The following is a 14,959-nucleotide window of genomic DNA, read 5'->3' as shown; positions in this document are numbered from 1 at the left end:
CGAACCGAAAGTTAATTAGTCATACTATCAAAGAACTCTTTGGCTGGCAGCGTAAAGCCGCTTAGCCGTTATCTCAAATTTTAACGAACCATTGTCAAATAGTTTAGGAAAAATACTATTCAGAAAAGAAAAAAAACTGTTCAAACGGCCTTCTTTTAGCTTGTATACCTGTTAAAAGAAGGTTTGAAACATGAAAAAGACTAGATTTTATCCTTTCTTGAACATCTATTTTCCTATTTTATGTTATTAAATCCATTAATTTGCGGTGTTACAAATAAGATGCTATGAAAAACAAGTTAAGTAAACGAGTTCGGATTCACTAAGAAAACACGACTCTGCAACAACTTCTTTACTTAGCATTTTATACAAAATTTAAGAGTACTCATTTTAGATATTAGTTAATAGTTTTAAGGTACACAGAGATAACAAGAATATTAAGGTATAAAGATTGCAGTTTTCAAAGGTATTACTTAAGGTAAAAAGTAGAATAAAAGAGAATGTAGGTTTTGTTTTTCTTGAAGGTAAATAAGATTGATGAATGGATAACCTTAAATTTGTAGATAAAATAAAAGAAGTATTTATGAAGAAACTACTAGCCATGATGGCTCTTTCAGTTGGTTTAATGGTTAATGCTCAGACAGTTGACCTATTAAAGCCTTCTAAAGAAATAGCATTACGAGCCCCTTCGGTGCCCATTGTTGTTTCAGATCCATATTTTTCGATCTGGTCTCCTTATGATAACCTAATGGAAGGCAGTACAGAACACTGGACAAATGCCAAGAAACCTTTATTAGGCGCTTTGCGTGTAGATGGAAAAGTCTATCGTTTTTTAGGAAAAGATAAAATCAACTTGATTCCTATTGCCCCTATGACTAATGTAGAGCGTTGGGAAGCTGCTTATACTAACAATCAACCGGCAAATGGATGGCAAGAGCTGCAATTTGATGATAGCAACTGGAAGAAAGGCAAAGCTGCTTTCGGTAGCCGTGACATGCAACGCGTTCATACAGAATGGAAAGGTGATAATACCGACATTTATATTCGCCGCACATTTGATTTCAATGATAAGGATATAGCAGAAGATATTTACCTGATTTATTCTCATGACGATGTATTTGAACTATATCTGAATGGAGAAAAACTGGTTTCAACCGGTCTTGTGTGGAGAGATAATGTATCTCTGAAACTATCAGATGCGGCAAAGAAGAAACTCCGTAATGGCAAAAATGTAATTGCAGCACATTGCCATAATACGACAGGAGGCTCATATGTCGATTTTGGCTTGTTCCGTGAAAAGGAGAATGCTGTAAAATTTGCAAATGAAGCTGTGCAAAAGTCTGTTGATGTATTAGCAACTTCTAGCTATTATACATTTGCTTGTGGACCAGTAGAACTGGATATCGTATTTACTGCTCCTCAATTAATTGATGACCTGGATTTACTATCAACTCCAATTAACTATGTTTCTTATCGTGTTCGTTCGCTAGATAAAAAAGAACACGATGTGCAATTCTATATAGAAACAACTCCAGAATTGACCATCAATGAGAGTAATCAGCCGACTATCGCGCGTACATTGTCTAAAAATGGTATTAGTTATGTAGAAGCAGGCTCTATTGACCAGCCAATATGTGACCGTAAAGGTGATTTGATTTGTGCTGACTGGGGATATGTATACCTTGCAGGTGTAAATGGAGCTGGAAAATCAGTAAGTCTAGGTGATTATTATGGAATGAAAGAGTCATTTGTTAAAAATGGAACATTAGCTTCTTCAAAGACAAAATGGGAAACTCGCAAGGAGGAAAATACTCCAGCCATGGCATATACACATAACTTAGGCATGGTTTCTCAAAATGGAAAAGAAGGCTTTATGATGATTGGCTATGATGACATTTATTCCATAGAATATATGTATGAAAAGCGTATGGGATATTGGAAGCATGATGGTAAGGTTACAATCTTCGACGCTTTCGAGAAATTGAGAGACAACTATTTGTCCATAATGGAACGTTGTCGTGCCCTTGATGAATTAATTTATAACGATGCGGAAAAGGCCGGTGGTAAGAAATATGCGGAGATTTGTTCTGTATCTTATCGTCAAGTGATGTCTGCTCACAAGCTGTTTACAGATAAAGAGGGCAATTTGCTATGGTTTTCTAAAGAAAATAATAGTAATGGCTGCGTAAATACGGTTGATTTGACTTATCCTTCTGCTCCTCTTTTCTTGGTTTATAACCCTGAATTAGTAAAAGCGATGATGACGAGTATCTTCGAATATAGTGCTAGTGGACGTTGGAATAAACCTTTTGCTGCACATGATCTTGGAACTTATCCGATTGCGAATGGACAAGTTTACGGTGGTGATATGCCGATTGAAGAAAGTGGCAATATGGTAATCCTTGCTGCAGCTCTTGCAAAAGTCGAAGGAAATGCTGATTATGCCAAAAAATATTGGGATATTTTGACGATTTGGACCAACTATCTTGTAGAGTATGGACAGGACCCGAGTAACCAGTTGTGTACTGATGATTTTGCCGGGCATTGGGCTCATAATGCGAACTTATCAGTGAAAGCAATCATGGGAATAGCTGGTTACAGCGAGATCGCCAGGATGTTAGGATTTAATGATGTAGCAGATGAGTATGCTACTATAGCCAAGAAAATGGCGGTTAAATGGGAAGAAATGGCAAATGAAGGAGATCATTATCGTCTGGCCTTTGACCGTGAAGACACTTGGAGTCAAAAGTATAACATGATTTGGGATAAGATGTGGGGGCTGAATCTCTTCCCCAATAATGTAATCGACAAAGAAATCAATTATTATTTGACCAAACAGAATCCATATGGATTACCATTGGATTCTCGGAAAGATTACACAAAATCCGATTGGATAATGTGGACGGCAGCTATGTCCTCTGACCAAATAACTTTTGAAAAGTTTGTAGATCCTCTTTATAAATATGTCAATGAAACAATTTCCCGTGTTCCAATTAGTGACTGGTATGATACAAAAACTAATCAGATGACTGGTTTCAAGGCTCGATCGGTGATTGGAGGACATTGGATGAAGGTACTTATGGGTAAAATGAAATAAGGCATTTAATTTTTAATATACTTATTATTAACTAAAATGAAAAACATGAAATGTAAAATGAAAAAAGTATTGAAGGAATGGCAGTGGACATTACTGGCATTATTCACAATTTGCATTTATAGTTGTAAAGACGATGAAAATGTAGAGACTGAAACCTTTGATCCATCAAAGCCTGTAGTAATTTCTGATTTTACCCCGAAAGAGGGAGGAGCCTATCAGAAGCTACTGATTTATGGTGAAAACTTCGGTACAGATGCTTCGAATGTAAAAGTGAAGATCGGAGGTAAAGAAGCTATTGTTATTAATGTAAAAAGTACTTATGTCTACTGTTTTGTTCCTTCGGGAGCTTTTAGTGGTGAAATTGAGATCACTGTAGGGGAAGGAGAGAATTCAGTAACAACGACTGCAAGTACTGCTTTTAGTTATGAGAAAAAGATGGTGGTAGGTACGCTTTGTGGCTATCGCAATAATCGTGACGATCAAGGTTGGAGAGATGGACCATTTGATGGACCGGAAGGTGTCAAATGCTGTGGATTTAGTGATAACGGACGACTAGCTTTTGATCCGTTGAATAAGGATCATTTGTATATTTGTTACGATGGACATAAAGCTATACAGTTGATCGATTTGAAAAACCGCATGCTTTCTTCTCCATTGAATATCAATACTATCCCTACTAACCGTATACGAAGCATTGCTTTCAATAGAAAGATAGAAGGATATGCTGATGAGGCGGAATATATGATTGTAGCTATTGATTATGACGGTAAAGGAGATGAAAGTCCTAGTGTGTATATTATTAAACGCAATGCGGATGGTACATTCGATGATAGGTCTGATATACAATTGATAGCTGCTTACAAGCAATGTAATGGAGCTACTATTCATCCAATCAACGGAGAATTGTATTTCAATAGTTATGAAAAGGGACAAGTATTTCGTTTAGACTTGGTTGATTACTTCAAAACTATTAAGAAGGGGGAAAGCTGGGATCCTATAGTAAAGAACAACCCTAATACTTTTAAGCAGTTATTTACTATTGCTGATCCAAGTTGGGAATTTCAGATATTCATCCATCCTACTGGAAAGTATGCTTATTTTGGTGTGATTAACAATCATTATTTCATGCGTTCCGACTATGACGAGATAAAAAAGGAATTTATTACACCGTATAATTTTGTCGGGGGATATAAACAGTCAGGCTATAAGGATGATGTAGGAACCGAGGCCCGTATGAATAATCCTTGTCAAGGAGTATTTGTGAAAAATCCAGATTACACTGGTGAAGAAGAGTATGATTTCTATTTTGTAGATCGATTAAACTTCTGTGTTCGTAAAGTAACTCCAGAAGGCATCGTATCGACCTATGCGGGGCGAGGAGCGTCAACTTCCTTAGCTGACGGCAACCAATGGGGAACTGATGATGGTGACCTACGAGAAGTGGCTCGTTTCCGTGATGTAAGTGGACTTGTTTACGATGATGCGAAAGAAATTTTTTATGTACATGATCAGGTGGGACATACTATTCGCACTATTTCAATGGAGCAAGAAGAGAATACAGCCGGTGACGAGAATATGCCGGAAGATGAATCAACAGTGGAATCTAACGAATAAACACATTTATCAGATTATGAAAAAATATTTAGCCATTTTTTTGTTGATGCTAGTTGTCCCATTGACGATTTCAGCACAACAAACAATAACCGTGACTGGTACGGTTACCGACACACAAGATGAGCCGATGATTGGTGTTAATATCACTGTAAAGGATGTAGCCGGTTTGGGGACCATTACAGATATCAATGGTAATTTCTCTATAAAAATGGAACCTTATCATCGATTAGTCTTCTCATACATCGGATACGATGATGTAGAAGTACTTGTAAAAGAACAGCATACTGTTAATGTCAAGATGAAAGAGTCAGAGGCCAGCGTACTGGATGAGGTTGTAGTAACTGGTATGGGGGCACAGAAAAAACTGACAGTGACGGGAGCCGTAACCAATGTGAATGTGGGAGATTTAAAACGTTTCCCTACCTCCAATATGTCTAACGCCTTGGCCGGTAATGTTCCGGGTATTATTGCCCGACAAACTTCCGGACAACCAGGAAAAAGTACTTCTGAGTTTTGGATACGTGGTATTTCTACTTTTGGAGCGAGCTCAAGTGCTTATATTTTAGTGGATGGTTTTGAACGTAGCAGTTTGGACGAACTTAATATTGAAGATATCGAATCATTCACTGTGTTGAAAGATGCGTCAGCTACTGCCATTTATGGTTCTAAAGGTGCAAATGGTGTAGTATTGATTACAACTAAACGTGGTAAAGCTGGAAAAATCAATATTGACGCCAAGGTAGAAACTTCTTATAATACTCGTACTATCACTCCGGAGTTTGTAGATGGTCTTTCGTACGCCAGTCTGATGAACGAAGCATTAGTGACTCGCAATTTAGGAATGGCTTATCAACCGGAAGAGTTAGAGTTATTTCGCACACAAATGGATCCGGATTTCTATCCGAATGTAGACTGGATGGATTTGATCCTAAAAAACGGAGCATGGAGTTATCGTGCTAACTTGAACATGAACGGCGGTGGTAACACTGCTCGTTATTTTGTTTCTGCAAGTTATACGGAGGATCAAGGTATGTATAACACAGACCAAACGTTACGTGATGATTACGATACAAACGCCAACTATAAAAAGTGGAATTATCGTATGAATGTTGACATAGATATCACCAAATCGACTTTATTGAAACTAGGTATAGCCGGTTCATTAGCCAAACGTAATAGTCCGGGACTGGCCGATAACGAGATGTTATGGGGGATGCTTTTCGGATACAATCCTATTGCAACGCCTGTATACTACTCCAATGGATACGCGCCTATTTCCCACCGGGATAATGTAAACAAACTTAATCCATGGGTTGCATCTACACAAACTGGATACAATGAAGACTGGCAGAATAATGTGCAAACTAATGTTACATTAGAACAAAATTTTGATTTCATTACCAAGGGATTGAAGTTCGTAGGACGTTTTGGTTACGATACAGACAATAGTAACTGGATTAATCGTCATCGTCAACCTGATTTGTATAAAGCAAACGGACGCAGACAAGAAACGGGAGAGATTATTTATGAGAAAATGTTCCCGGCATATGACATGACGCAATCAAGTGGTAGCTCTGGTAAACGCCGTGAATTTCTTGATTTACTGTTAAGCTGGGAACGTGCTTTCGGAAATCATCATGGGGGAGTTACCTTCCGTTATACACAAGATAGTGAGAAACGGACAGTAGATATTGGTACAGATATTAAGAATGGAGTATCAAAACGTAATCAAGGGTTAGCAGGACGATTTACTTATAACTGGAACTATCGTTACTTTGTTGATTTCAATTTTGGTTATACCGGATCAGAAAATTTTGCACCAGGAAATCAATTCGGTTTCTTTCCGGCTTTTTCTCTTGCATGGAACGTTGCCGAAGAGTCATTTGTTAAGAATAACCTGAAATGGATGAATATGTTTAAAATACGTTACTCTCACGGTAAGGTAGGTAATGACAATATTGGAGATAATAACCGTTTCCCATACTTATATACTATAGCTACTACAGGATATAACAGCGAAGGAAAGCCTAATTATGTATATAACTGGGGATTTGGTGATTATGGAAAATCATTCATAGGAACTCGTTACACTCAGATGGCTTCTAATGGTATTACTTGGGAAGTTGCGACCAAGGATGACTTGGGTATTGATCTTTCTTTATTTAATGACAAATTTACAGCGACAGTTGACTATTTCCACGAAAAACGTACAGGTATTTTTTTAACACGTGAGTTCTTACCTGAAATTACAGGTCTTGAGAGCAAACCTAAAGCGAATGTAGGTGAAGTGAAATCTCAAGGTTTTGATGGTAATTTTGCTCTTAAGCAGAAGTTGGGTGAGGTGGATATGACTATTCGTGGGAATATAACCTATAGTAAGAATGAGGTACTTGAAAAGGATGAAGAGAATCAAGTCTATTCTTATTTATATCAAAAAGGGTATCGTGTAGATCAAGTTAAAGGACTGATAGCTGAGGGATTGTTTGCTGATTACGATGATATTCGTACCAGCCCGAAACAAGAGTTCGGTACAGTGCAGCCTGGAGATATCAAATATAAGGATGTAAATGGTGATGGCGTTGTAAACGATAATGACAAAGTTGCTATTGGTGCTACTACCACTCCGAACTTAGTATATGGTATAGGAGCATCTTTCGCATGGAAAGGAATTGATGTAAATGTTCATTTCCAAGGAGCCGGTAAATCCACTTTCCCTATTTATGGTAAATGTGTATATGCATTCAGCGAAAGTGACTGGGGAAATATCTTTAAAGATATGATAAGTGATCGTTGGGTAGATTCAGAGACTGCTGCCAAACTGGGATTGCATGCTAATGAGAACCCCAATGCAACATATCCGCGTTTAACTTATGGGGAAAATAAAAACAACCAACAGACCTCTACTTATTGGATGCGTGATGGTCGATATATTCGTTTAAAGAATTTGGATATTGGTTATACTTTGCCCAAAAGCATAGTTAACAAACTGCATTTCAATAATATTCGTATCTATATTGCAGGTTCAAACTTGATTACATGGTCTAAATTCAAAACATGGGACCCGGAAACTGGCAATCCGCGTGGTGAAGCTTATCCGCTAACCAAATCAGTTACTATGGGTTTATCAGTTAACTTATAAAAATACTAAGAGATTATGATAAAGAAGATTTATATGTTATTATTAACCGTATTAGGGATGGGAGCAATTTCTTCTTGCTCTGATTACCTGAATTCGGAGAAATATTTTAAGGATCGTCTGACACTGGAGAAAACTTTCGAAAGCAAGGATCATGTGGAAGAATGGTTAGCTTATGCTTTCTCATTTATAAAAAATGAAAACTATGAGGTGACGACTAAAGGGCCTAGTGAGAATTCGTTTTGTTTTTCAGACGATATGTATTATGGTGACCGAGATAAGACAATCGATGCAACAAAGAATGAACTGTCATATAATATGTTCAAGTTAGGAGAATATGATGAGAACACTTATAATGTTGGTGCATGGGGGGCATGTTACAAAGGGATTTTCCAAGCGTCAGTATTTATCCATAATGTTGACCGGTGCCAAGAGATGGCTGATTGGGAAATACTAGATTACAAGGGACAGGCTCGTTTTGTTCGCGCTTACTATTATTGGTTGCTTTTACGTCGTTATGGCCCGGTACCTATTATGCCGGATGAAGGAGTGGATTATACCCAGAGCTATGACCAAATTGCCACTCCACGTAGTTCATACGAAGAAGTGGCACAATATATCAGTGACGAAATGCTACAGGCTACTAAAGAGTTACAATATGATCGTCGTACTGATAATTATGCTATAGGCCGACCCACCCGTGGAGCTGCATTGGCAGTTCGTGCTTATGCGCTGATTTTTGCAGCTAGTCCGTTTGCTAATGGAAATAATGATGAATATGCGCAGCAATTGGTAGATGACGAAGGGCGTCGTTTGCTTTCTTCCGAATATAGTGAAGAAAAATGGGCAAAAGCTGCTGCCGCTTGCCGTGATGTCATCGATTTAGATGTTTATGAGTTGAATATTGTAAATAAATCCACATCTGATAATGGGCCTTCTGAGCGTCCGACTGTTACTCCACCGGCTGATGGCGAGTTTTCCAAGCAACCTTGGCCAAAAGGATGGACAAATATTGACCCGCTCAGATCATATCGTACTATCTTTGATGGAACTATATTACCTGCAAACAATAAAGAACTGATATTTACACGTGGGGCAACCAATATAGATATGTTGGTACTTCATCAAATGCCCAAAGATGATGGAGGCTGGAACTGCCATGGCATGACACAGAAAATGCTGGATGCATATTATATGAATAATGGTAGTAATGAGCCGGGCATGAACTCTATGTATCAAGGAGTAGCTAATTATCAAGGTATTGTAGATACTCGTGAACGTAGAACTGGGTTTACTGATTTGCAGGACTTGAAGGATAATAAATATCCGGAATTAGGTTGGAAATATGATCCGAAGAAAGGAGATAATGATCAGGCTAAAACTGGGATGAATGTTTCTTTGCAATATGTAGAGCGTGAACCACGATTCTATGCTTCTGTTGCTTATAATGGCTGTACATGGTATTATTTGAGCCAGACTGAAAGCAAACCTGCAGATGTAAATCAACAGGTTTGGTACTACTTTGGAAGTTCCGATGGTTATCGTAATGACGGTTTCTACTTGCGTACAGGTATAGGAATTAAAAAGTTTGTTCATCCCAACGACTATCCGGGCAATTATGTTGCGAAAGCTGAAACTGCAATTCGCTATGCAGATATTCTACTGCTTTATGCAGAAGCATTGAATGAGTTGACTGGAACATACAATATACCTTCTTGGAATGAGGCGACAACTTACACTATCAGCCGTGATAAAGAACAAATGGAAAGAGGTATTCATCCGGTACGTATTCGTGCGGGGCTGCCTGACTATCCAGATGAATTTTATCTGCAGAGCGGGGTTGATGATATGCGTAAAGCTTTAAAACGTGAACGTATGATAGAGTTAATGGGCGAAGGAAAACGTTACTTTGACATTCGTCGTTGGAAAGATGCACCAATAGAAGAATCTCTGCAAATATACGGTTGCAATGTCTTTGTTGGCGAAGCTAAGAGAGACGAATTCCATTCGGCAATTCCTGTTTACAATCTTCCGTCTACGTTCTCAGAGAAACTATGGTTATGGCCTATCAAACATAGTGAATTGAAACGTAATTCGCGTTTAACACAGAACCCAGGATGGACAATGTATGATTAATTCTAAACATAAAGACTTATATATGAAAAAAATATATACTTTGGCAGCTTTGGCTGCAATGACAATGTTGGGAACTTCCTGCAATTCAGAATGGGAAGATGAACAATATGAACACTACATTTCTTTCAGTTCACAACTGGATAGTAAGGGAGTGACGAATATATATGTACCTTATAGTCGCCATGATGCAGAAGGAAATTATGCTGAAGGAGGAGAAGGGAGATCCAATTATCAGTTGCCAATACTTGTTAGTGGCTCTACCGACAATCCAAGTAATGTCACTGTACACGTAGCACATGATGCTGATACATTGAATATTTTGAATTACGCTCGTTACGCTACACGTACAGAACTATATTATGAGGATATGGGAGCAGAAGGATTGGCATACGCTTCGTATCCAGAATCTCTACTGATAAAAGCGGGAGAAAATAAAGGTTTGCTGGATCTTAAATTTGATTTTCGCAACATTGATATGTCAGAGAAATGGGTACTTCCATTGCAGATTGTAGACGACGCGTCTTACAACTACGTAGCTCATCCGCGTAAAGACTATGCTAAGGCAATATTGAGAATCTTCCCATTTAATGATTACTCTGGCGATTATTCTGGTACAGGAATAACCAACAAGGTGGTGACGGGATATGATGGAGATGGTAAACCGATAGAAACAGCAGAATCTATCACAAAATCGTCAATAAGAGGATATGTAATAGATGAACAGACTATTTTTACGTATGCAGGAATAGTAGATGAGGATTATACAGACCGTAGAAAGTATAAAATTAAATTTACCTTTAATGGCGAGACGAATGGTTCGGTTACTATTTCCTGTGATAATGCAGAAGAGATTGGATTTGAATTAAACAAGGACGTGACTCCTTCATTTCGTATTTCTTCATCAATGGATGACGCTAAGCCCTATCTGGAACACCGTTATGTAATAATTAATAATGTTGACTATTATTTCAATTATATACCAGTGGAAGGCACCATCATTCGCTATCATGTAAAAGGTACATTAACATTATCACGTGATATCAATACTCAGATTCCAGACGAAGATCAAGCAATCGAATGGTAGTTCCTTTTAATTGCTAATCTAATGAATCAAGAAGAGGGTGAAGTTCAAGTTATTATTAAAGAAAAGGTGCACGAATATCCGTGCACCTTTCTGTTTTATAAATATATTAAAGATAAAAGTTATGAGAACATTCACGCCAATTGTTTGAGTACTTATTTTCTGTTTATTTATTAGTTATAATACTAATAGAAAATGTCAATCCGCTTCTTTTCTTAATATGTAAATCCGAACATCCATAATGGAATTATGTTTTGCATTCCGAATTCAATATCATCCTTTACGATATAGGAATTTTCAATATTCTGAATTTGTTTCTGAGATTTACCTTTACCACCTATTTCGAAAGTGTATTTTCCTATGGAAAAGTCAGAACAGGAAGAAGTTGTAATTGGTTGTGTAGCTCTCATCAAAGAAAAGAATACTGTTTCCCGTATGTTCCCAATATCCGGCATACTATCTGAAAGGGCATAAGCCAAATTGGTATTATTCAAATAAACTTTATCTACTTTTCCTAACAACCTGATTCCTTCTGTATCACAGCGTAATTGATTAATAATACCAGCTTTCTCCAAATAGAATATAAGCTCTGATATCGTATTTCTATTTATATCAAGTAGAGCTGCTAACTTTGTGAAATTAGGCTTGAAAGGGACACTCTGAGCAATGATATACAATAGCCTTTTTAATTTTTGTGCCGTGGTTATATTCATTTTGGCAAAAATGGGAATATCATTTTCCAATGCTTGGTTTAAAATACTCCGTAATCGAATATAGTACCCTTTCTCCTTGAAAAAGGGGTAATATCCCTGTTGAAGATATTCCTTAAATAACTGAAGAGGTCGTTCTAAATTATATGGGAAATCAACCTTGTTTTTTAAAATGTCTTCTAAAGAATAAACGGGTAAACGATAACCTCTTGAAATTGCAAGATATTCCCGAAAAGAAAGTCCTGTCATACGGTATTCTAACTTTCGTCGACTCAGATCAGCTTCTCCTGTCTCCAGGTCCAATATTGAAGACCCTGTATATACAACCTGTATTCCTGGAATTAGATCATATATATTTTTTATTTCACGAGACCAACCATAGTATTTATGTATTTCATCTATATAGAGTTTTTTGCCACCATGCTGATAAAATTCCATCGCTAAATCAAAAATTCTATGTTCAGAGAAATAAAGGTCATCAGCTGTAACAAACAAAGTCTCATCAATATTATCATATTGTTTTATATGTTGTAAAAGCATAGTCGTCTTTCCTATACCTCTTGCACCTAGTATAGCTATTAAGCGGCTGTCCCATTCAATTTGATCGTGAAGGTAACGAACAAAATCTGTAGAAGTGTTATTGAGCAATGTTCTATATGCTCTGTAAAGAGTCTCCATAATTGATAATTTTCTAGTTGAATGAACAAATATACAATAAATTGCAGAATAAAAATAGCAAAAAAAACAAATATTGCATTTTTTATTCTGCAATTTAAAGAGTTGTACCTAAAATATCTACTGCCTGATTTATATATGATATATTGTATTTTACCATTTTTCAAAATTAATGTAATTACTACAAAGCAGAATAAATTACTATTCAGGAACAAATATTCTATTTGAAACAAACAAAAGGTAGTAAGACCTTTCATATGCAATAAAATCGATATAATTATTTATTTATTTTCTAACTAACAATACGATTTTATCTTATTTATTTTATAATATATTGAATATAAATATGTTGTAAAACCAAGATGCGGTTTGGACAGGACCCGGAGAACCAGTTGTGCACGGACGACTTTGCCGGGCATTGGGCTCATAATGCGAACTTGTCAGTGAAAGCAATTATGGGAATAGCTGGTTACAGCGAGATGGCTAAAATGTTAGGATTTAATGATATAGCAGATAAGTATGCTACTATAGCCCAGAAAATGGCAGTCAAATGGGAGGAAATGGCAAATGAAGGAGATCATTATCGCCTTGCTTTCGATCGCAAAAACACTTGGAGCCAAAAGTACAACATGATCTGGGATAAGATGTGGAATCTGAACCTCTTTCCTAATAATGTAATTGGCAAAGAAATCAATTATTACTTGACTAAGCAGAATCCTTATGGATTACCATTGGATTCTCGGAAAGATTACACAAAGTCTGATTGGATTATGTGGACGGCAGCTATGTCTTCTGATCAAGTAACTTTTGAGAAGTTTGTAGATCCTCTTTATAAATATATCAATGAAACGGTTTCACGGGTACCTGTTAGTGATTGGTATGATACAAAAACAGCTCAGATGACAGGGTTCAAGGCTCGTTCGGTTATTGGAGGACATTGGATGAAGGTACTGACAGATAAAATGTTGAACAATCAATAAATTAAATCTAGTTTTATTATGAAATGTAGAATAATGAAGAGAGGGCATTGGAATACCCATTGGTTCTTATTAGTCTTGTTAACTCTTTGCTTCATGAGTTGTAAGGATGACAATGATGGTGAAACCGCACCTTATGATCCTGGTACACCAATAGAAATAACAGATTTTACTCCCAAAGAGGGAGGAGCTAAGACACGCGTGATAATTAATGGGAGTAATTTTGGTACTGATACTTCTATTATAGACGTGACAATTGGAGGTAAAAAGGCTCCTGTAATTAATGCAAAAGGAAATAGTATTTATTGTATGATTCCTGGTAAAGTTAAAGAGGGAAACTTAATTCTGACAATTGGAAAAGGTTCGGATGCTCAAACAGTAGAAGCTAAAGATAAATTTACCTATGTTCGTAAAATTCTGGTTTCTACTTTATATGGAAAGGAAAGAGAGGATGGACATTATGAACCAATGGATGGCTCATTTGCCGAATCATTTACAAAATATTATGGTGTGGCAGAACCAACTTGGTTTTCATTTGACCCTAAAGATTATCCAAACACCCTGTACTTGGCTCAGGATAACGGTAAACCATTGCGCATTTTTGATCTAAAAAATGAAAAAATTAGTACTGGATTGAAGACTGGAGGAGATTTAGGACGTATGCGTACTATTACATGGACAGTTGATGGAGATACGATGATTATTGCTAATGATGGAGGAAGTGGAGGTGATCCGGATATCAATATCGTTAGTAATGTTTATGCAACACGTGCAGACAATTTTTCAAGTTTCCAAGTATTGGCTGCCGGTAAACAATGTAATGGTTCTGCTATCCATCCTAGAAATAAAGAGTTGTATTATAATAGTTATACCAAAGGAGATATTTATCGGTACGATTATAGACAATGGGGAGTTGGAAAAGATAATAGTATAGCACATCGTGATTATATGGGGTCCATCCAAGATAATAATTGGGAGTTTAATATGGTTATTCATCCTACAGGCAATTATGCTTATATTGTAGTGATTAATCAGCATTATATCATGCGGACTAATTATAATGAAGAAACAAAGAGTTTTGGTACACCCTATTTACTGTGTGGGCAAGTTGGGCAATCAGGCTGGGAAGACAAGGTTGGAACAAGTGCCCGTCTGAATAGTCCTTATCAAGGTGTTTTTGTCAAGAATCAACAATATGTAGATGAAGGAAAATCAGATCACTATGATTTTTATTTCTGTGACCGCCATAATCATTGTATTCGTATATTAACTCCAGAAGGATTGGTAACGACTTTTGCAGGTCGTGGAAGTGCCGGGTTAAATGACAAACCATATGGAAATGTGAATGGCGATTTGCGTGAAGAGGCTCGCTTTGATCAGCCTGCCGCAATAGCTTATGACTCTATAAACAATGTATTCTATGTCGGTGATATTGAAAATCATAGTATTCGTAGAATAGGTCTTGAAAATTGGGATGATGAAGAGAATCCAGAGAAGAACACTGTAGTGGAATGATATATTTATGAATAAACACAT

Annotated in this window: 7 protein-coding genes and 1 pseudogene; 7 read left to right on the top strand and 1 reads right to left on the bottom strand. The window is 37.0% G+C overall.

The genetic code is table 11. The features are described from left to right. Positions 1-580: 580 nt before the first annotated feature. From BLW31_RS20080 to BLW31_RS20060, 5 genes are read left to right on the top strand one after another with little or no spacing between them, the layout of a single operon-like run. Positions 581-3,094, top strand: a complete 2,514-nt coding sequence (locus BLW31_RS20080; protein WP_055269374.1) for a glutaminase domain-containing protein — start codon at positions 581-583, stop codon at positions 3,092-3,094. Positions 3,095-3,151: 57 nt separating this feature from the next. Further along, positions 3,152-4,708 carry an IPT/TIG domain-containing protein gene (locus BLW31_RS20075; RefSeq protein ID WP_029425219.1) on the top strand — a complete coding sequence of 519 codons (1,557 nt, stop codon included), beginning with the start codon at positions 3,152-3,154 and terminating at the stop codon, positions 4,706-4,708. Between the two features lie 16 nt (positions 4,709-4,724). Further along, the gene (locus BLW31_RS20070) at positions 4,725-7,847 is read left to right on the top strand and encodes a SusC/RagA family TonB-linked outer membrane protein (protein WP_022301405.1); all 3,123 of its coding nucleotides are present in this window, start codon (positions 4,725-4,727) and stop codon (positions 7,845-7,847) included. Between the two features lie 15 nt (positions 7,848-7,862). Then, a complete protein-coding gene (locus BLW31_RS20065; protein ID WP_010536209.1) occupies positions 7,863-9,980 on the top strand; it encodes a RagB/SusD family nutrient uptake outer membrane protein in 2,118 nt (705 codons plus the stop codon). A 22-nt stretch (positions 9,981-10,002) separates the two neighbouring features. After that, a complete protein-coding gene (locus BLW31_RS20060) occupies positions 10,003-11,064 on the top strand; it encodes a DUF4973 domain-containing protein (RefSeq protein ID WP_022301406.1) in 1,062 nt (353 codons plus the stop codon). Positions 11,065-11,276: 212 nt separating this feature from the next. Here the strand turns inward: BLW31_RS20060 and BLW31_RS20055 are convergent, their stop codons facing one another. Next, positions 11,277-12,449, bottom strand: a complete 1,173-nt coding sequence (locus BLW31_RS20055) for an ATP-binding protein (RefSeq protein WP_010536211.1) — start codon at positions 12,447-12,449, stop codon at positions 11,277-11,279. Between the two features lie 365 nt (positions 12,450-12,814). Between BLW31_RS20055 and BLW31_RS20045 the strand changes: the two are divergent. Together BLW31_RS20045 and BLW31_RS20040 are read left to right on the top strand one after the other, a co-directional pair. Beyond that, a pseudogene (locus BLW31_RS20045) lies at positions 12,815-13,426 on the top strand (DUF1793 domain-containing protein); the annotation flags it as partial. An 18-nt stretch (positions 13,427-13,444) separates the two neighbouring features. Beyond that, on the top strand, positions 13,445-14,938 hold the full coding sequence (locus BLW31_RS20040; RefSeq protein ID WP_022301403.1) for an IPT/TIG domain-containing protein: 1,494 nt from the start codon (positions 13,445-13,447) through the stop codon (positions 14,936-14,938). Positions 14,939-14,959: the final 21 nt, after the last annotated feature.

This window comes from Bacteroides faecis MAJ27, assembly GCF_900106755.1.
Taxonomy (GTDB): domain Bacteria; phylum Bacteroidota; class Bacteroidia; order Bacteroidales; family Bacteroidaceae; genus Bacteroides; species Bacteroides faecis.
This window is presented reverse-complemented; position numbering and strand designations above follow the sequence as displayed.

Coding starts and splice junctions, on each gene's coding strand:
- BLW31_RS20075 (WP_029425219.1), top strand. CDS start 3,152: ATGAAAAAAGTATTGAAGGAATGGCAGTGGACATTACTGGCATTATTC.
- BLW31_RS20065 (WP_010536209.1), top strand. CDS start 7,863: ATGATAAAGAAGATTTATATGTTATTATTAACCGTATTAGGGATGGGA.
- BLW31_RS20060 (WP_022301406.1), top strand. CDS start 10,003: ATGAAAAAAATATATACTTTGGCAGCTTTGGCTGCAATGACAATGTTG.
- BLW31_RS20080 (WP_055269374.1), top strand. CDS start 581: ATGAAGAAACTACTAGCCATGATGGCTCTTTCAGTTGGTTTAATGGTT.
- BLW31_RS20040 (WP_022301403.1), top strand. CDS start 13,445: ATGAAATGTAGAATAATGAAGAGAGGGCATTGGAATACCCATTGGTTC.
- BLW31_RS20055 (WP_010536211.1), bottom strand. CDS start 12,449: ATGGAGACTCTTTACAGAGCATATAGAACATTGCTCAATAACACTTCT.
- BLW31_RS20070 (WP_022301405.1), top strand. CDS start 4,725: ATGAAAAAATATTTAGCCATTTTTTTGTTGATGCTAGTTGTCCCATTG.